Below are 19927 nucleotides of genomic sequence, written 5' to 3'. Positions count from 1 at the left end.
ATGACAAAAAGGTTTTTGTAATCATGTCATTGCGAGGCACGAAGCAATCGCGAACTATACAGGGCGAACTTATACAGTTCGCGATTGCATCCACATAGAGAACAAATAAGATAATATATAAGTTGACTATACCATGAAGAAAACGTTTTTACTAATAATCACTCTCGGCCTTTCTATTTGGGCCAACGCCCAAAAAATCGCTCCTTTCAAGGCAGGGGACAGGGTAGCTTTTGTAGGTAACAGTATAACCGATGGCGGGCATTATCATTCCTACATCTGGCTGTATTATATGACCCATTTCCCCAACGCGCGTATTACCTGTTTTAACGCTGGGATCGGGGGCGATGCTATCAACCAGATCTATGACCGGTTTGACGATGACGTGTTTACCAAAAAGCCTAATATTTTAACCCTTACCTGGGGAATGAATGATAGCGGTTACTTTGAATGGTACCGTGCCGATGGGCAGGATTTTATGGATAAAAGAATCCAGGGCAGCTATAAATATTATGGCATGCTGGAAGATAAGTTGAAGCAACGGCCGGATATTAAAAAGATTTTTATCCTGGGTTCGCCATATGATGAAACTTCAAAATTTACCACCAAAAACATCTACCCCAAAAAAAGTATAGCCTTCTCAAAGATTATCGATTTTCAGCAGGATGCCGCGAAAAAGAATGGTTTTGGCTATGTTGATTTTTATCATCCGATGACTGCCATTAACCTGCGCGAGCAGGCCAAAGATTCAACTTTTAGCTTAACGCCTAATGATAGGGTACACCCCGATAATGATGGACACCTGGTGATGGCTTACCTGTTTTTAAAAGCTCAGGGTTTAGATAATCAGGCTGTTGCCGAAGTTGGTGTAAACGCCCAAAGCAAAAAAGTATTAAAGGCGGTAAACTGCCGCATCACTAATGTAACGGCCGATGCCGATTCAGTAAGTTTTAATTACCTGGCCAATTCGCTGCCTTACCCTTTAGATACCATCCCGCGTGCATGGGGCAACCGCAAAAAGCAGGCTGATGCTTTAAAGGTTATTCCCTTTACCAAAGAGTTTAACCAGGAAACATTAACAGTTAAAGGTTTAAAGGCCGGTGATTATAAAGTGCTGATTGATGGCGAACAGATAGGCCATTGGTCGGCGCAGCAACTGGCCGATGGGATGAATATGGCCGAGATTACCACAACGCCACAATACCAGCAAGCTATCCAGATAAGGGAATTAAATGAGGAACGCTGGGATATCGAACGCCGCACAAGGATGTACGTTTGGATGCAGTATAATTTTTTAAAGGGTAAAGGCCTGTTGCATAACGATAGCAACGCAGCTATGGATACCGTAAAAAAATATGCGCTGAAGGATATTTTTGTAAATGGCAACAAAGACAATTATACCCGCGCCCGTTACAAAAGCCTGCGCGATGCCTGGCAAAAAGAAATGGATGTGTTAACTGATGAGATCTATGCCATCAACAAGCCGCGGAATCACCGCATCACTATTGTCGTTTTTAAATAATATACCTGGATACCAATATGGATACCTATAAAAAAACAATTTTAATACTCATCATCAGTTTTTTAACCTTTTTAAAGGTTAGTGCGGCCACGGTAGATACTGTTCTTACCCACAGCGCTGCCATGGCGCGCGATATCAAGGCGGTGGTTGTAAAACCCGCTGATTATTCTTCATCAAAGAAATTCCCTGTATTATACCTGCTGCATGGTTTTAGCGGTAACTATAGCGATTGGATTTTGAAAGTGCCAGCCATTACTAAACTGGCTGATGAGTACCAAATGGTTATAGTTTGTCCCGATGGCAATTTTGCCGGCTGGTATTATGATAGCCCGATGAGCAAAGACTGGCAATATGAAACTTATGTAGGAACAGAACTGGTGAACTGGGTGGATAAGCATTACGCTACCATTGCCAATAGGAGTGGCCGTGCCATCACCGGTTTAAGCATGGGCGGGCATGGAGCCATGTATATCGCCTTTAAGCACCAGGACACCTTTGGCGCGGCTGGCAGTATGAGCGGCGCGTTGGATATCAGGCCGTTCCCGGATGCTTTTGGTATTGAGCAGGTTTTAGGAAAATACAGTCAATATCCCGAAAGATGGGAGAAGAACAGCGTAATCAATATGATATACCTGTTAAAGCCGAATTCGCTGGCTATTACTTTTGATTGTGGCTATGATGATTTTTTGTACCAAGTGAACCTTGCTTTTCATCAGGAGCTTTTAATGCGCAAGATTCCGCATGATTTTACGGTAAGGCCGGGCGCACATACCTGGGAATATTGGGGCAACTCCATCGTTTACCAGGCCTTGTTTTTTAGCCGTTACTTTAACAAAATAAAATAGGGGATAGTGTTGCGAAGTGTTCTTTACCGGGCTTGTAATATTAAGCCCGGTTTTTAAACATTTTATTATTTTTTATTGCCATTTGGTGCGAAGAAAATAATTTAAAAAAAGTACTGGAAAAGTTTGCTAAATCGTTTTTATAATTTAAATTAGCACTCAGATTAAATATCTGTTATAAACCATTTAACACAAACATGCTTTTTTTAGGGCGATCTGCGTAAGGTTGTCAATTGTTGCTAAATCGATTTTCAATTTTATTGAATTGAAGTTTGTAGTGTGAAAATATGCTATTGTAAATAAACCCTATAATATGAAAAAAATTTACTTTAAGGTTCTTTCTTATTCGATGTTTGGGCTTGCGCTTTTTGGTATGGCATCCTGTAAAAAGGATGGTTTTCTGGGGCAAACTTCTACATCAAACTTAACCAAACCTACGGTTTTTGCCGATAGCGCCAATACGGTGGCTTTCCTGTCCAATATTTACAGCAATGTTGGTTTTAGTGCCGACCCAGGCCGCTTTTTATATGCAGGGTTTACTACAAATGGAGGGATCGACGCTGCATCAGATGAAGCCGAGGTGTACACATCGGCAGGATCCACCGCGCTGGCTTTTGAATCGGGCACTGTTAATCCGGCTGTAATTACCGATGACGCCTATAAAAAAAGCTATGTGAACATCAGGGCTATCAACCAATTGATGGCCAACCTGTCCAAAGCCCCCATAAATGCTTTTACTAAAACCCAGATGCGTGCCGAAGCCCATTTTTTAAGGGCCTGGTACTATGCCATTTTGTTAAAGCATTACGGTGGTGTGCACATTGTAAAAGACAGTATTTACAATTATACAGATGCTATTCCTGCTAAGCGTAATACGTATGCCGAAACCGTCAATTATATCCTGGCCGATTGCGATACTGCAGCGCTTGACCTGCCCCTGGTACAAAGCGGTTTAAATTATGGTCGTGCATCAAAAGGTGCTTGCCTTGCCCTAAAATCACGGGTGCTGTTATATGCGGCAAGTCCGTTGTTTAACGGGCAGTCCATAGGAGTTGGCAGCACCAAAGAATTGGTAGGCTACCCAACCTATGATAAAGAACGCTGGCGATTGGCCGAAGAAGCAGCTGTAGCAGTTATAGGTACGGGTGCTTATAAGCTCTATACTGATAATTCAAACGCTGGTTTGGGTTTTCAAACGCTTTTTACGTTGCCTGTAAACGGCGAATACATATTTCAACGTATGAGGCCTGATAACCGGGATTTTGAGGAGTTATGGCAACCACCAAGCCGCACCGGTAAAAATGGGGCCTTACCTTTGCAGGGCCTTGTTGATGCCTTCCCGATGAATACCGGCAAGGCAATCACCGATCCAACATCGGGGTATGACCCGCAAAATCCCTACGCCAACCGTGATCCCCGTTTGGATTATACGGTAATCCGCGACCAAACACCTATTCAAAACCGGCTGTCATCGGGTAAATCGCCGATAGATATTTTTATCGGCACCTACCAGGGCAGGTCAACCGGCCCGGATGCGGTAAACGTAGGCACACGTACAGGTTACTACACCAACAAAATGCTGGACCCAAATGCGGTATCCCAGGATTTTACGCACAATACCAAAAGATGCTGGCCGCTGATGCGCTATGCCGAAATCCTGCTTAACTACGCCGAAGCAGCCAATGAATATGAAGGCCCAACTACGCAGGTTTACCAGGCTGTTGAGGCCATTCGCCAAAGGGCGGGTTTAGCCCCGTACCAATTGCCAACCGGTTTAGGCCAGGCAGAGATGCGTAAAGTTATCCAAAACGAGCGCCGTATTGAGCTTGCTTTTGAAGAGCACCGTTTTTGGGACGTGCGCCGCTGGAAAATCGCCGAACAGACCGAGAATATTCAAACCTATGGTATGGAGGTTGACCGCAACAATACTTCAGTAACTTATAAAACCTTCCCGGTGCGCAAGCGCAACTTCCGTACGGCAATGTACCTGTGGCCGTTCCCACAAACGGAGGTCGCCAAATCGCCAGAGATGTTACAAAATCCAGGGTATTGATCATCATAAGATAAAAGCAAATGAAAAAGAATAACATATTTCAACAATGCGGCTTTTTGCTGATAGCTATAGCTGCTATCCTGATGACATCATGCAAAGCCGAAAAGTCATTTCCTGTTAAGGAATCAGTCAAAGATATAACCGGCAGCTGGCAGGTTATCAGGGCTACCCGCAACGGTACGGATCTTACAGGCATCATCGATTTTACCAAATTTAGGGTAAACTTTAAGGATGGCGCTTACACCATTGAAAACCCATTGCCATTCCTGGTAAATGCCGATGGCAAATTTGCATTGGATGATCCTGAATATCCCTTTAAAATAACGTTTACGGCTATAGGAGCAGCGGCACCGGTATCTACCCCGTTCAACTACCCGGTAGTAAATGGCAAACGGCAGCTAAGCATTACGTTTAGTCCGGGCTGCCCCAATAACAGCTATGTATACGTGCTTCAAAAAGTTAACTAACCACCAACCACAAAAAATAAACGGAGAGATTTTATGAGATCATATTTACATATAAAAGGTAAAGGTTTGTGGAAGTTTTGCGCTTTTATAACCCTGGCCATCATATTAGCCTGCTGCGGCGAGATCATCACAGGTGTAGATCAGCCTGCTACGGCCACTGTAGGTGCCGTTGTGCCTATTACCGTACACATCAGCATCCCTACTGTAGGTGATGGCGGGCCGGATAACCTGATATTTGGCTTTTTGGTGCCTAAAGGCTGGAAAGCGGCTCAAAATACATTAATAACTTATACCAGCCCAACCCTGGGCGATGGAAACATGACCCTGATCCCGGATGGAACGGTAGCTAAAAATGGCGGCGGATTAACATGGCCGGCCTACATGAAAAAAACATTCCAGATAGGGGGGAACCTTATTGATGATATGGAATGGGTAGCTTATCAGTCAGATAAAGGTTTTAAACACGGCGGAGGAAATACCATTAGCGGCGATCTGCATATTAAAATAAAAGTGGGTGCGGATGGTAACAACACCCTGGTAAAGTTGGGATATGTAATTACCGATAGTGGTAACGGCTTTACCAGCGATGGTAACGGTACATACTACAGTTCGATGATTACGCCTTGTTTTGAAGTTACCGGTGGCACTGGCGACCTGATAGATTTTTGTAACCCGCAGTTAACCACCATTAACCCGCCAAAATCGTTAGATAATGACATTGTTACCCTAACGTTTGACGGTACCGTAGTTAATACCCCGCTTGGCAATGCTACCGAAACTTACCTATGTGCTACCGCCTATACCAGCGATGGCAAAACCGTTAGCGTGTGCGAGCAAACTGATAAAACCAAAATGGTGCAAACCGGCCCAAATAGCAAAAAATACCAGATAACGATATGGCCTAAAAGCTTCTTTAATGTTAGCGGCACACAAACCATAACCAAAATGGAGTATTTCATAACCAACAAAGCTGGAACCACCAAGGTGGGCTACGGTAATACGCTGGCGCCTTTTGTGTACACCTTTAAGTGTTCGTAACCAATTATAATACAATATGATACTTACTTGTTCTGCAAATGGAATGACAGGTATTTGCTAAAACGATATTTCAATTATTGCCAACAATTTAAATCTTATACTATGGCTTATTGCTACTTAAAGAAATGCTTTACAGGTTTCGTCATATTGATGCTTATGCTGGTAAAAACCGGGTACGCAGCTATGCAGGACACCACAGGCAGGGGTAGTACCCATCCTGACTGGGTAAGCGGCATCGTGCTTGACGAATATGCCAACCCATTAAAAGGGGTTAAGGTAACCATAAAAGGGAAAACCGATGCCGTAGTTACCGGTGCCGACGGAAAGTTTGAGATCAACGCGGCTATCAGCGATAAACTGGTGCTTGCTGTTGCCGGCTATTATACGCGCCAGGTTACCGTACACGATAAAATTAGTATAACAGTACGGCTACTTGATGCCTATATAAAAACGCCCGAAAAGATAAACGTGCTGTATGGAACCAAAAAAGCGTCGGCTAATTTGGGGGCTATATCTTCTATTTATACCAACCAGCTTGCCTCTACACCTGCATCGTTGTATACCTACGCTTTGCCGGGTCAGCTGCCTGGCTTGTACACGCAGCAGTACAGTGGTTTTTCAAGTCCGCAAACAAGTACGCAAACCGTGGCCGATTTTGTTGGCAACGTGGTGCAGCACAACAACTATTCGGCAAATGATAATACCGAGATCGGTTTATCATTGCGCGGACAAACGCCCATTACGATCATTGACGGTGTACAACGCGAAATTTCATCTATTGATCCGGAAAGCATCGAATCGGTATCGGTACTGAAAGATGCCTTATCAAACATTCTGCTGGGTATTAACAGCTCACGTGGTGTATTATTAATAACCACCAAACGTGGCCAGGCAGGCGCGCCCCGCATCTCGTTCACCGCCGAATCAGGATCTCAGCATCCCTTGTCATTGCCCACACCTTTGCCAGCTTATCAGTACGCTTATCTGTATAACGAAGCACTGCAAAACGATGGTAAACCAACTGTTTATACCGCCAACGATTTCAATGCCTATCGCAATCATACCGACCCGGCGCGTCATCCTGATGTGAACTGGTTTAACACCCTGCTGCGCGATCATTCACCATTAAAGAGCTACAAATTAAATGTAAACGGTGGTACCGGGGTGGCGCAATACAGCGTATCCTTAAGTTACCTGGATCAGCAGGGGATGTTTAAAACAGCGCCTAATGCTACATACAATACCAATAATGATTTAAACCGCTATATCATCAATTCGGACCTGAGCGTAAATGTAACTAAGAAGTTTACGGTTGATCTGCAATTGTTTGGTCGCATTCAACAGGCCACACAGCCAGGAACCGGTTACAGTGGTATCCTCAATACGCTTTATAATACACCAAATAACGCCTACCCGGTTTATAACCCTAACGGATCATTCGGGGGCACAACTTTATTTACCAATAACCTGTTATCGCAGTTACAATATTCGGGCTACCAACGCACCAACAGCAATGATGTAATGGCCAACCTTGATCTCAACTACGATTTGAGCGGTATTACTCAAGGCCTATCGGTAAAACTAAAAGGCAACCTTGCTTTTGAATCGCAGGGTTTGGTAAACAGGGGGCTGCAAAACAACGCTTACATTTTTAACAGGGATAGCAGTTACTCGGCAGTGGGTAACCCTATAGCGCAATCAAATGGATTTGCCACGGTATCAAGCGCCCGCTACTCATTTGCACAGGCTGCTTTAAATTACGACAGGCAGTTTGGTAAAAGCAATGTAAGTGGTATGTTATTGTATGATACCCGGTCGTCAGTGTTAAACTATGATCTGTCGGGTGTTACTACCAACCGCGCGGTTAAGTTTGGCTATAACTATGATAGCAAGTACCTTTTTGAAGCATCGGTAAACAGCAGCGGTTATAACAGGTATCCGCCGGGTAACCAATATGGTTTATTTTACGCGGTTGGTTTAGGCTGGCAAATGGGGCAGGAGCGTTTTATTAAAGACAACGTAAGCTGGATAAGCTCATGGAAATGGCGCGCCACCTATGGTAAAACCGGTAATGCCAATGTAGATAATTTTGGCTACTACAACTTTTTGCAAACCTACAGCGCATCAAACGGCTACCCGTATACTTTGGGTACCAGCCGCAGCGTGATACAAAGCTATAACGAAAATACACTGGCTAATCCCTACATCCGCTGGGAAAACGCAAAAAAGCTGGATATAGGTACCGATATCTCCTTGTTTAAAGACCACTTTAAAATTACCGCCGACTATTTTCACGACAGGTATTATGATCTGCTGCAGATTCGGGGCAACAGCATCGCGCTGCTGGGTACCGGTTACTCTGCGGAGAACATTGGTGTAAAACTTTATAAAGGCACCGAACTTGCCTTAACCTACCAGGATCACGTAGGTAATTTAAACTATTTTATCAGCGGCAACGCTACCCGGCAAACATCCAAAAATGTATTTAGCGATGAGGAAGCAACACCTTACCCATGGTTAAGGCGCACGGGATTATCAAACGATGTAATCTTCGGTTATACTGCTTTAGGCTTTTTTAAAAACGCCCAGGATGCAGCCACAGGTGCTACAACTGTGGGCTACACCCCACAGGCCGGAGATGTTAAATATAAAGACCTCAACGGCGACAATATTATTAACCAGTTTGATCAATCGCCTATAGCCAATACCAAAGCGTTGATTTTTTACCGCTTATCATTTGGCGTAAACTATAAAGGATTTAGCCTGAGTGTGCTGATGCAGGGTGTGGCCAATCACCAGATCATTTATAACAATAACCTTATAAATGGTTTTGCAGGTGTTGGTCCGTTTGGTAACAATTATTCGGGCCAGGGCTATGATGCTTTAACAGGCAGATGGACACCCGAAACTGCTGATGTAGCCACCCTGCCACGCTTATCATCGGTAGGTAATGCCAATAATGGCCTGCTATCAACATTGTATATCCGCTCTGCCAATTATATGAGGCTAAAAAATGCCGAGGTAGGTTATAGCCTGCCGCTGGAGTGGGCGCGCAAGCTCAGACTGTCGGGCATCAGGGTATTTGCCAACGGCGAAAACCTGCTTACTTTTTACGGCTACAAAGGAGTTGATCCGGAGGTTTATGGTCTTGCATATCCTATTCAACGGGTGTTTAATGCAGGTATAAACATCAAGCTTTAATTTTTGGCCAACATTAAAAACATGATCATGAAGAAAATTAAAAATATAAGCATAGCAGTCCTTACCCTTTTTGTAATACTATCGGGCTGTAAAAAATATGAGCAATTTCCGGTTGATAAGGTGGGTATTCAATATGTGTTTGATCCTAAGGATTCTTTAGGTACCAATGCTAAAGAATTTCTATACGGTATTTATCCTATACTCAAAAGCGGTCATAACCGGGTAGGGGGCGATTACCTTGACGCTGCGTCTGACGATGCCATGTCGTCGGCCTCGGGTCCTACAAACCAGGTTACCATACTATCCACCGCAGCCTATAATTCCTATACCATACCTGCCGATGAGAATCTTTGGGCATATTATTATACAGGTATCCGCAAGTCTAACATTTTTGTAAATAACATTGATCTGGTGCCGGTAATGGCAAAATACAAAGGCTACTCGCAAAAGTACGTATGGAAAAGCGAAGCTCGTTTTTTAAGGGCCATGTTTTACTTTGAGCTGGTGAAACGTTACGGTGGTGTGCCATTGTTAGGCAACAAAGTATTTACTATAAGCGATAACGTAGCCCTGCCGCGCAACTCATTTGATGATTGTATAAAATACATAGTAAGCGAGTGTGATGCCATTAAAGATACGTTACTCACTACACCATTTGATAACCCCAATGCCGATGCGCACCGGGTAACCAAAGGCGCGGCGTTAGCCTTAAAGGCAAAGGCCTTGTTATATGCCGCCAGTCCGCTGTTTAATGGCGGCAATATTGACGCGGCCAACCCGCTAACCGGTTATGCAGATAACAGTACAGCAAGATGGGCAGCAGCTGCAGCGGCCGAAAAAGATGTAATGAACCTGGGCGGTTACGCGTTGCTGACTAATTATAAAGATATTTTTCTGACACAGAATAATGCTGAAATGATACTGATCAGGCAAACCGGGTCTGATAATATTGTCGAATCGACTAATGCGCCTATAGGATTTCCCGGTGCAGCATCAAAAGGTCAAACCAGCCCCAGCCAACAATTGGTTGATGCTTACCCTATGAACAACGGCTTGCCTATAACCGATCCATCATCCGGTTATGATAGTAATAATCCATACGTTAACCGTGACCCGCGCCTTACCTATACCGTGTTTTATAACGGTGCACGCTGGCTTAACAGCGATCTGCAGCTTTATGAAGGTGGCCAAAGTAAACCAAACACCAGCTTGCAGCAAACCAAAACGGGCTACTACATGCGCAAGTTTATGGGCAACGAGGAGAATACCAATAGCTTCCAGAGTCATAATGCCGATTGGTTGATCATCCGCTTTGCTGATGTGATATTGGGCTATGCCGAGGCTGAGAATGAAGTTAACGGTGCTACCGGCGATGTTTACGACGCAATGATAAGGATTCGCAAACGGGCGGGCTTAACTGCCGGGGGAAATGGCCTGTATGGGTTAAAAGCCGGCATGAGCAAGGACGAAATGCGTGATGCTATCCATAACGAACGCAGGCTGGAATTTGCTTTTGAAGAAAGCCGTTACTGGGATCTGCGCAGGTGGAAAACAGCAGGCACCCTAATGAACGAACCGCTTAAAGGTATGTCGATCAGTAAAATTGGGTCGAGCTTAACTTATAACGTCGTCACTGCTCAGGCCAATAAGTTTACCGCGCCGCAAATGTACCTGTATCCCATCCCGTACGATGAAGTGTTAAAGAACCCGAATATGAAACAAAATCCCGGATGGTAGTCCTTCAATTAATTTAACCAAATCAATTAAGCAGTTATGAGAAAATTCATACTTTTCTTTCAAATAATAGTACTCATGCTTCCGGTGGTTGCATTTGCGCAAAATAAAACCGTAACCGGAACCGTGCGCGATGTTTCCGGTGTTTTGCCCGGGGCATCCGTGGTTGAAAAAGGATTACCATCAAATGGTACAATTACCACAGCTAACGGTAAATTCAGCCTCACACTAAAAGGGCAATCTAACGCAATCGTTGTTAAATTTATAGGCTACGTGCCACAGGAGTATGCCTTTAAAAATGGCAGCACGGCCGATGTTATTCTGCAAACCAACAGCAATGGCCTGGATGAAGTAGCTGTGGTTGGTTACGGGAAACGCTCACGGCCTACCAATACCGGTGCGGTAAGTTCTATATCTGCAGCAGATATCCGCACCGTTCCAACAGCTAATGTGCAAAATGCTTTAACCGGTAAATTACCGGGCTTTTTCTCGCAGCAGGCATCAGGCCAGCCGGGTAAGGATGCATCAGATTTTTATATCCGTGGTGTTAGTTCATTAAATCCGGCTGGTAACCAACCGCTAATAATTGTTGACGACATCCAATATAGCTATGATCAGCTGCAACAGATCAACGTAAACGAAATTGAAAGTATTTCGATATTGAAGGATGCGTCAACCACGGCCATTTACGGTATTAAAGGTGCCAACGGCGTATTGGTTGTAACCACCCGCAGGGGTAAAAGCGGAGCGCCAAAGGTTAACTTAAGGGTTGAGACAGGTGTACAGGCCCCAACCAAAACGCCAACTTTCCTTGATTCTTATAACTCGGCGGTGTTGATCAACGAGGCGCAGGCCAATGATGGTATCCCCCAAAGCTTTACGCAGCAGGATCTGGATCATTTTAAAAATGGCGACGATCCTTATGGGCATCCCAACGTGGATTGGTACAATAAGATATTCAAAAAAAATACTTACCAGTTAAATACCAATATGGATATTTCTGGTGGAAGTAACGCGGTTAAATATTTTATCTCAGGTGGTATCCTGAAACAAAACGGCCTTGTTCGTGACTTTGCCGATCCGCAAAGTTTGGTGAACACCAATTACTATTTTAACCGTTACAACTTCCGCTCCAACCTTGACCTGAAAGCTAATAAAACCCTGGATCTGCGTTTGGATGTAACCACCCGTTTCTCGGACCTGAACCAGCCATATAACCAGAATGCAGTAGGCGAGGTATATAACTTTACCAAGCAAACGCCTTTTACCGCGCCATATTTAAATCCTAACGGCTCGTATTCATATGCCTACTCGTCTTTTAACCCCGAGCATTTACCAACGCTGAATGCCAGGCTGGCCACAGGTGGTTACCAGCATTCGCGCCGTACCGATTTTAACTTTTTGTTTGGCGCCACTCAAAAGCTGGACGCGCTTACCGAAGGCCTGTCTTTAACCGGCAGGGTAGCCTATTCCAGCATTGAGCAGTTTACCAAGCAAACATTTAATGGCGGCGGTTTCCCATCTTATCATTTCGATCCAACAACTAATCAGTATACGTTAAAGCCGGGAGCAAGTTATGTGTACCAAACCTATGTATTAACAGGTAATACAGATATTAACTCCAATAATTACGATGCGCAGCTATATGCCAATTACGATCATTTGTTTGGCAACGCGCATCACATAACCGGCTTGTTATTGTTTAACCAAACATCGCAAACCTATAATGCGCAACCCCTGTTGGATGGGGCACTAGTGGCCGTGCCGCAAAAATTCCAGGGAGTATCCGGCAAAATTGGATATGATTATAAGCAGAAATATTTACTGGAATTTAACATCGCCTACAATGGTACCGACAGGTTTGCCGCCAATCATCGCTTTGGTTATTTCCCGGCTTTAAGTGTTGGTTATAACCTGGTAAAGGAGAAATTCTTTGCTGACAAATTCCCGGTGTTCAGCCTGTTTAAATTGCGGGCCAGCTACGGCCTGGTAGGTTCTGATGTAGCGCCGGGTAACCGCTATGTGTACAACCAGGTATATAAGCAAGGCGGCGGGTATTATTTTGGCGAAACGCCGCAAGGCTATGGCAGTGTATATGAAGATGCCTTAAGCAACCCCAACGTAGTTTGGGAACGTGCCAAAAAAACGGATATAGGTTTGGACCTCAACTTATTTAACGATAAGATCTCGGCCACCATCGATTATTTTCATGATATCCGTTATGATCAGCTGATCGTTCCCGGAAGTGTGCCCGAGATTATCGGCGTCGACCTGCCTGCCGTAAACATCGGGAGAACCCGTAACCAGGGTTTCGACGGGCAGATCAGTTATCATAGTAACGCAGGCAAAGTACAGTACAATGTAGGCTTTGTATTCTCGTATGCTAAAAATAAAATACTCTTTATGGATGAGGCCGCGCCAGCTTATAAAACCCTGGCCAGAACAGGCTTGCCTATCGGTCAGCAATTTGGTTATCACTCCATTGGATATTATAGCGTAAAAGATATTGCTGATATTAAAGCATTCCAGGCCGCGCATGGCGGATCGAACGCGGGCGATCCTATTGCAATACCCGATAATGGTTTACCGCTGCAACCCGGCGATTTGAAGTACCAGGACCTTACCGGCGATGGCATCATTAACGTGTTCGATCAAACACATATCGGTAACCCCAACCTGCCAAATACTTCGCTTGGCTTATCACTCCAGGTTGTTTATAAAGGGTTTAGTGTTAGCGCTTTATTTGCGGGGTCATTTAATTACAGCTTCGCGGTATTGGGTACAGGTATTGAACCTTTCCAAAGCCAGTTTCAACCCATTCACGAGGAACGCTGGACACCAACAAACACAACGAATGCCAATTTTCCGAGGTTGAGCACCAATCCTACGTCAGTAAATAGCCCGACGGCTTATTTTTCAGATTACTGGCTGATCAACGCGCATTACATCCGCCTGAAAACAGTTGATATAGGTTACCAGCTGCCAACCAAACTATTGCCTTTTAAAATTAATAACGCCCGTATTTACATGAGTGCCTACAACCTGTTTACCTGGACAAACTTTAAAAAGTACCAACAAGATCCGGAGGTGGCTACCAATACAGCAGGCGATGCTTATATTAACCAGCGGGTAATTAATATTGGTATACAGGCCGGGTTTTAAATAAGCCCAATATATTACTAAAGTCATGCCGATTACTTGTTTCGGCATGACTTTGAGGCTATAATCACGATGTAGTTTTCCCTTAGGAATTTCGCCGAATTTTACTATTCAGTATGATTTCATTTATCATTAAATTAGTGCGATGTTTCCAACTATAGGCCACCTTATTTACTACCTTTTCGGGATTAATTTTACATTCCCGATTCAAACGCTGGGTTTATTTATGGCCTTGTCTTTTTTGTTCTCGTACATGGTATTCAGCTCGGAGTTTAAACGGTACGAGGCCTTAGGTAAGATCACCGCATTTACCCGCGAAGTAATGTTGGGGCAAAAAGCTTCCTTCGCCGAAATCAGCATCAATTCCTTCCTTGGTTTTCTATTAGGCTTCAAAGCATTTGGGGCAATGTTTAACTACACTATCTTCAGTGACAATCCGCAGTCGTACCTTTTATCACTAAAGGGTAACCTGGTTATGGGGATTCTTACAGCCGCCATATTTGGTTTTTGGGTTTATGCTGATAAAAAGGAAAACGAACTGGAGGAGCCCCGGTTGGTAACGGAAACAGTACACCCTTACCAGCTGATGGGAATGCTCCTGTTTTCGGTAGGCTTTTTTGGCTTTATAGGGGCAAAGCTTTTTGATAGGGTTGAACATTGGGATAATTTCAGGTACGATCCGGTGGGGACCTTATTCAACGTTCGCGGGTTTTCTTACTATGGAGGTCTTATATTTGGCGCTCTAACTTATCTGTATATAGGTCATAAAAAAGGAATGAAACTGGTACACCTGGCCGATATCGGTTCGCCCGGGATGATGCTGGCTTATGGCATTGGTCGCATAGGTTGCCAGCTTGCAGGCGATGGTGACTGGGGAATTGTCAACAACCATGCAAAGCCAGGGTTTTTGCCTCAATGGATGTGGTCGTTCACGTATCCGCATAATGCCATTAACGCCGGGATTCCTTTGCCCGATTGCACAGGTAATTACTGTAATCAACTGGTGCATGGCGTGTACCCTACACCGTTTTATGAAGCCACTATTTGTTTATTGTTTTTTATGCTGATGTGGATTTTTAGGAATAAGATCATTATCCCTGGTTTTATGTTTTTTTTATACCTCATCCTTAACGGCGGCGAACGCTTTTTAATTGAGCTGATCCGTATCAATCCCAAATATCATATCTTGGGTATGGAGTTAACCCAGGCTGGTTTTATTGGTTTACTGATGGTGCTGGGTGGATTAACCGGTTTTGTTTTTTTAATCATAAACCATAAAAATAACTTGCAAAGGCAGCCATAGTCGGTTTAAATTTGGGTGCCCAATTATTTGAATTATCCCTATGAGAAAGTTTGCGATCATCAGCCTTATATTTTGTTTTATTGTAAACGCGCAAACCAAAGCACAAACCAGTGCTAAAACTGTAAACCTTACCGACCTTAACTTTACCGTAGAAGAAGCTCCCGAGTGGAGCGCCCTGTTAAAACGCGAAACCGGCTGGTTTGGAGGCGACGGTATTTACACTATCCCATTAAACGGTATAGAAAACAGGCAGGCCAAAGCCAACGACAAGGTGTTATTCATTTTTAGCGATAGTATGATCGGTAAAATAGAAAATGGCACCATGGCGCCTGGTTATAAAATGATCCATAACTCCGTTGCTGTGCTTAAGGGCAATCAACCTGCAAATCTCAAAATGAAATTTACCTGGGATACTGATAAAGCCAAAGCAGCCGAATCGGTATTTATACCGCGCACTACCCAAACCCATACCAGTGATTACTACTGGCTGGGCGATGGCTTTGTAAACCAGGAACTAAATAATGCCATCTACATTTTTGGCTACAGGGTGCGCAATGTGGGCACGGGTGCATTCGGGTTTAAGGAAGTAGGCAATACACTCATCAAAATTCCCGCTGGCGCACAGCCGCCTTACCACGGTTTAAAACAGATGGATACGCCCTTTTATCTTACCGATAAAAACGACGATATAGGTTCATTTGGCGCAGGTATCTATGTAAATACAACAAAGGCGGACGCGCCAAAACCGGATGGCTATATTTACATTTACGGCGTACGCGGCATGGCCAAAAAATTGATGGTAGCCCGCGTGTTACCCAAAGATTTTGAACAGTTTGACCGATGGACTTTTTACGATGGTACCAATTGGGTAAAGGATATGAACAAGGTAGCCGATGTTACCGATAACGTATCCAACGAGTTAAGCCTTACCGCCCTGCCAGATGGCCGGTACGCCCTTATTTTCCAGGTAGGGGGGATGAGTACCGACGTAGGGATGCGTATAGGCGCAACACCTTACGGCCCGTTTGGCCCAGTAATAAAGATATGGGATTGCAAACCCGACCTGGAGGAAAAAACCTTTGTGGTTTACAATGCAAAAGCGCATCCAAGCTTGTCTGCTCCCGGCGAACTGCTGATCAGCTATAATATTAACTCTGTGGATTTCATTCCCGATTTGATGAAACATCCTAATTTATATCGGCCGAGGTTTATCAGGATGAAAATAGGGAAAGAGAGTCAGGAATCAAGAGTCAAGAATTAAGACTTTTCATCGTGCCTACCTATGACGTTCTTGCAAAAAAAAACACTTTTTGTCATCCTGAACGCAGTGAAGGATCTGTTTGTCGCCATGCTTTTTCGCCCTGTACTGTCTGCAAATAGATCCTTCGTTCCTCAGGATGACAAACCTTTTAAAATGTTATTTCTCCTTCAGAGTTTTGAGAAATTTTACAACTCGCAATGACATTTCTATAGTTTTTAAAATCTTCATACCTAACACTTGCTATTTGATAACAAAACATATATTTTAGCTAAATCAATTTAGCTAACCAATTCAAATGAAAAAATTCTTACTGTTTGCCGGCATCATCATGCTGTGCAGTTTCCAAACTAAAAAGCCTGTTAAGGTGGTGTTTTTTGGTGATTCCATTACCGAGTACGGTGTGCAGCCCACCGGTTTTATCACCCTGATCCAGCAACGCCTTAAAGCCGAACAAAAGGATAAGGATTACGAGGTTGCTGGTGCAGGCATTGGCGGTAATAAAATATACGATCTGTATTTGCGCTATGAAGACGATGTGTTGACAAAAAATCCGGATGAGGTGGTGATTTGGGTAGGGGTGAACGATGTATGGCACAAGCGCATGTTTGGTACCGGTACCGATTGGGACAAGTTTGGCCGCTTTTACACCGCATTGATCAAAAAAATGCAGGCTAAAAATATCAAGGTGATCATCTGTACACCGGCCAGCGTAGGTGAGAAAACGGACTACAGCAATGAATTGGATGGCGACCTGAACAAGTACTCCAACATCATCCGCGATCTGGCTAAACAAAACAATTGCGACCTGGTAGATTTCAGAACCTTATGCCACGAATATAACGTTAAAAATAACCCAACCAATAAAGGTGAAGGCATATTAACCAAAGATGGCGTACACCTGAACGACGAGGGTAATAAATTTGTGGCCGATCTGTTTTACAAAACCTTATTTAAATAAAATAAGGTTTTGTCATTTTGCTAAATCGATTTATTATTTATATTTGTACACCAGGTGCTAATATCCTTTATTGGCACAAACCAAATTATATCGCCCAATGAAAACACGCTTACTTACTTGCCTTGCCACGCTTTTATGGATAAACTGCCTTTTTGCGCAGGATGCCAACCTGGTTAAATATGTTAACACGCGGCAGGGCACTAATACAAAATATGAGTTTAGCTATGGCAATACTTACCCGGCCACGGCATTGCCTTTTGGTATGAACACCTGGACGGCCCAAACCGGCAAAAATGGCGATGGCTGGAAGTATCAGTATTTTGAGCATACCATCCGCGGCTTTCAGCAATCGCACCAGTGCAGTTCATGGGTAAATGATTATGCGGTGTTTTCTTTTATGCCGGTTACCGGTAAGTTGGTTGTTAATGAAGACGCCCGGGCCGCGGCCTTTAAGCACGAGAACGAAACCGCCCAACCCAGTTACTACAAAGTAAAACTGGATAATAATATCACCACCGAGATGACCCCTACCGAACGCGGAGCTCATTTACGCTTCACTTTCCCCAAGGGGCAGGGCTCTTACCTGGTATTGGATGGCTACACCAAAATGAGTATGGTGAAGATCATTCCCCAGGAGCGTAAGATCATTGGCTGGGTGAACAATTGCCGCTGGGCGCCACAAGGGTTTAAGAACTATTTTGTGATCACCTTTGATAAACCTTTTGCTGATTATGGTACCTGGGAAAATAAAAAAGACAAGCTATCGCCCAAAAACCTAAACGGCGAAGGCGAGGGTATTGGCGCTTACCTTAAATTTAAAGATGGAGAAACGGTGCAGGCCAAAGTAGCATCAAGCTATATAAGCCCGGAGCAGGCCGAGCTTACCTTACAAACCGAGCTGGGCAAATACCGCGGCTTTGATGATACCCGCAAAGCTGCCGACCAGGTTTGGAACACGTTGTTGGGCCGCATGAAAATTGAAGGCGCTACCGAAGATGAAAAGGGCACTTTTTATAGCTGCATGTACCATGCCAACCTGTTCTCGCACCAATTTTTTGAGTACGGTAAAGATGGCAAGCCTTATTACTATAGTCCGTATGATGGTAAAGTACACAACGGCTTTATGTATACCGATAATGGCTTTTGGGATACTTTCCGCGCGCAATTTCCGCTTAATACCATTATTCATCCTAAAATGCAGGGGCAATATGTGCAAGCACTCCTGGATGCACAGCAGCAATGCGGCTGGCTGCCGGCCTGGTCGTTCCCTGCCGAAACGGGCGGGATGCTGGGCAACCATTCCATTTCACTGTTAACAGACGCCTGGGTTAAGGGTATTCATACTTTCGACCCTAAACAGGCTTTGGCGGCATATTACCACGAAGCCACCAATAAAGGTCCTTGGGGCAGCGCTAACGGCAGGCCCGGCTGGAAAGAGTATTTTGCCGATGGCTACGTGCCCTACACGCCTCAAACTTTAGGCGCAACCGCCTGGACTTTGGAGTTTGCCTATGATGATTTTTGCGGATATCAGCTGGCTAAACAAACAGGTAATACCTACTACGAAAATGTTTTTGGCCGGCAGATGTATAATTACAAAAACCTGTACGACCCAAAAACGCGCTTTATGCGTGCCAAAGATGCCAAAGGCAATTGGATTGAACCTTTTGACCCGATGGATTGGGGCGGCCCCTACACTGAGGGCAACGCCTGGCACTGGACCTGGTCGGTTTTCCAGGATGTGCAGGGCTTGATTAACCTGATGGGTGGCGACAAAAATTTTACAGATAAAATTGATTCGGTTTTTACCGAACCGGGTACTATTAAAGTTGGGGGCTATGGACAGGTAATTCATGAGATGACCGAAATGGCGGCCTTTAAAATGGGCCAGTACGCGCAGGGTAACGAGCCTATTCATCACCTATTGTATATGTATAACTATGCCGGCCAGCCCTGGAAAGCACAGCAACACCTGCGTGAGGTAATGGACAAAATGTACAACGCTGGCGAAAATGGCTATCCCGGCGATGAGGACGAAGGGCAGATGTCGTCATGGTATGTGCTGAGTGCGGCAGGCATTTACAGCGTTTGCCCCGGCACAGATGAGTATGTGATAGGCAGCCCGGCATTCAAAAAAATGACCATTACGCTGGAGGATGGTAAAAAGTTTGTGATAGAGGCCAATAACAACAGTAAGCAAAACGTGTATATCCAGTCGGCAACGCTTAACGGGAAGCCTTATACCCACAACTTTATTAAGCACAGCGATATCACGGCCGGCGGCATCCTGCACTTTGAAATGGGCGATAAACCCAACATGAGCCGAGGTCTGGCAGCCGAAGACAAACCTTTTTCGCTCTCCAAAAACACATCAAACTAAACATCAGCCTAC

The 19927-nt window shown here is 44.4% G+C and carries 12 protein-coding genes; all 12 read left to right on the top strand.

Annotated features, from left to right (window positions below):
- Nucleotides 1–133: 133 nt before the first annotated feature.
- The 12 genes from Q0R88_RS09105 to Q0R88_RS09050 all read left to right on the top strand — a co-directional run bounded on the left by Q0R88_RS09105 (nucleotide 134) and on the right by Q0R88_RS09050 (nucleotide 19915).
- Nucleotides 134–1519 (top strand): SGNH/GDSL hydrolase family protein, encoded by a 1386-nt coding sequence (locus Q0R88_RS09105; protein WP_295715265.1) that lies wholly within the window; start codon nucleotides 134–136, stop codon nucleotides 1517–1519.
- Between the two features lie 17 nt (nucleotides 1520–1536).
- A complete protein-coding gene (locus tag Q0R88_RS09100; RefSeq protein ID WP_295715263.1) occupies nucleotides 1537–2364 on the top strand; it encodes an alpha/beta hydrolase family protein in 828 nt (275 codons plus the stop codon).
- A gap of 310 nt (nucleotides 2365–2674) precedes the next feature.
- Nucleotides 2675–4414, top strand: a complete 1740-nt coding sequence (locus tag Q0R88_RS09095) for a RagB/SusD family nutrient uptake outer membrane protein (RefSeq protein ID WP_295715261.1) — start codon at nucleotides 2675–2677, stop codon at nucleotides 4412–4414.
- A 20-nt stretch (nucleotides 4415–4434) separates the two neighbouring features.
- Nucleotides 4435–4881: a DUF5004 domain-containing protein gene (locus tag Q0R88_RS09090; RefSeq protein ID WP_295715259.1), complete on the top strand. Its 447-nt coding sequence runs from the start codon at nucleotides 4435–4437 to the stop codon at nucleotides 4879–4881.
- Between the two features lie 33 nt (nucleotides 4882–4914).
- On the top strand, nucleotides 4915–5919 hold the full coding sequence (locus Q0R88_RS09085) for a DUF4961 domain-containing protein (protein ID WP_295715257.1): 1005 nt from the start codon (nucleotides 4915–4917) through the stop codon (nucleotides 5917–5919).
- Between the two features lie 102 nt (nucleotides 5920–6021).
- Nucleotides 6022–9120, top strand: coding sequence for a SusC/RagA family TonB-linked outer membrane protein (locus tag Q0R88_RS09080; protein WP_295715255.1), 3099 nt, complete (start codon nucleotides 6022–6024; stop codon nucleotides 9118–9120).
- A gap of 27 nt (nucleotides 9121–9147) precedes the next feature.
- The gene (locus Q0R88_RS09075) at nucleotides 9148–10857 is read left to right on the top strand and encodes a RagB/SusD family nutrient uptake outer membrane protein (RefSeq protein WP_295715253.1); all 1710 of its coding nucleotides are present in this window, start codon (nucleotides 9148–9150) and stop codon (nucleotides 10855–10857) included.
- Nucleotides 10858–10893: 36 nt separating this feature from the next.
- On the top strand, nucleotides 10894–14016 hold the full coding sequence (locus tag Q0R88_RS09070; RefSeq protein WP_295715251.1) for a TonB-dependent receptor: 3123 nt from the start codon (nucleotides 10894–10896) through the stop codon (nucleotides 14014–14016).
- Between the two features lie 142 nt (nucleotides 14017–14158).
- Entirely contained in the window at nucleotides 14159–15316 is a 1158-nt protein-coding gene (locus Q0R88_RS09065; RefSeq protein ID WP_295715249.1) for a prolipoprotein diacylglyceryl transferase family protein, read from the top strand.
- 40 nt (nucleotides 15317–15356) lie between these two features.
- Nucleotides 15357–16577, top strand: coding sequence for a hypothetical protein (locus Q0R88_RS09060; RefSeq protein WP_295715247.1), 1221 nt, complete (start codon nucleotides 15357–15359; stop codon nucleotides 16575–16577).
- A gap of 295 nt (nucleotides 16578–16872) precedes the next feature.
- Nucleotides 16873–17535 carry a GDSL-type esterase/lipase family protein gene (locus Q0R88_RS09055; RefSeq protein ID WP_295715245.1) on the top strand — a complete coding sequence of 221 codons (663 nt, stop codon included), beginning with the start codon at nucleotides 16873–16875 and terminating at the stop codon, nucleotides 17533–17535.
- A 97-nt stretch (nucleotides 17536–17632) separates the two neighbouring features.
- Nucleotides 17633–19915 (top strand): GH92 family glycosyl hydrolase, encoded by a 2283-nt coding sequence (locus Q0R88_RS09050; RefSeq protein ID WP_295715243.1) that lies wholly within the window; start codon nucleotides 17633–17635, stop codon nucleotides 19913–19915.
- Nucleotides 19916–19927: the final 12 nt, after the last annotated feature.

The organism is Mucilaginibacter sp. (genome assembly GCF_025362475.1).
Lineage (GTDB): Bacteria > Bacteroidota > Bacteroidia > Sphingobacteriales > Sphingobacteriaceae > Mucilaginibacter.
The sequence above is the reverse complement of the archived record's forward strand: the minus strand, read 5'-3'. Positions and strand labels throughout refer to the sequence as shown.

Excerpts from the sequence above, each read along its gene's own strand:
- Q0R88_RS09095 (WP_295715261.1), top strand. The coding sequence starts at position 2,675 with ATGAAAAAAATTTACTTTAAGGTTCTTTCTTATTCGATGTTTGGGCTT.
- Q0R88_RS09055 (WP_295715245.1), top strand. The coding sequence starts at position 16,873 with ATGAAAAAATTCTTACTGTTTGCCGGCATCATCATGCTGTGCAGTTTC.
- Q0R88_RS09065 (WP_295715249.1), top strand. The coding sequence starts at position 14,159 with ATGTTTCCAACTATAGGCCACCTTATTTACTACCTTTTCGGGATTAAT.
- Q0R88_RS09105 (WP_295715265.1), top strand. The coding sequence starts at position 134 with ATGAAGAAAACGTTTTTACTAATAATCACTCTCGGCCTTTCTATTTGG.
- Q0R88_RS09090 (WP_295715259.1), top strand. The coding sequence starts at position 4,435 with ATGAAAAAGAATAACATATTTCAACAATGCGGCTTTTTGCTGATAGCT.
- Q0R88_RS09100 (WP_295715263.1), top strand. The coding sequence starts at position 1,537 with ATGGATACCTATAAAAAAACAATTTTAATACTCATCATCAGTTTTTTA.
- Q0R88_RS09080 (WP_295715255.1), top strand. The coding sequence starts at position 6,022 with ATGGCTTATTGCTACTTAAAGAAATGCTTTACAGGTTTCGTCATATTG.
- Q0R88_RS09060 (WP_295715247.1), top strand. The coding sequence starts at position 15,357 with ATGAGAAAGTTTGCGATCATCAGCCTTATATTTTGTTTTATTGTAAAC.
- Q0R88_RS09050 (WP_295715243.1), top strand. The coding sequence starts at position 17,633 with ATGAAAACACGCTTACTTACTTGCCTTGCCACGCTTTTATGGATAAAC.
- Q0R88_RS09085 (WP_295715257.1), top strand. The coding sequence starts at position 4,915 with ATGAGATCATATTTACATATAAAAGGTAAAGGTTTGTGGAAGTTTTGC.
- Q0R88_RS09070 (WP_295715251.1), top strand. The coding sequence starts at position 10,894 with ATGAGAAAATTCATACTTTTCTTTCAAATAATAGTACTCATGCTTCCG.
- Q0R88_RS09075 (WP_295715253.1), top strand. The coding sequence starts at position 9,148 with ATGAAGAAAATTAAAAATATAAGCATAGCAGTCCTTACCCTTTTTGTA.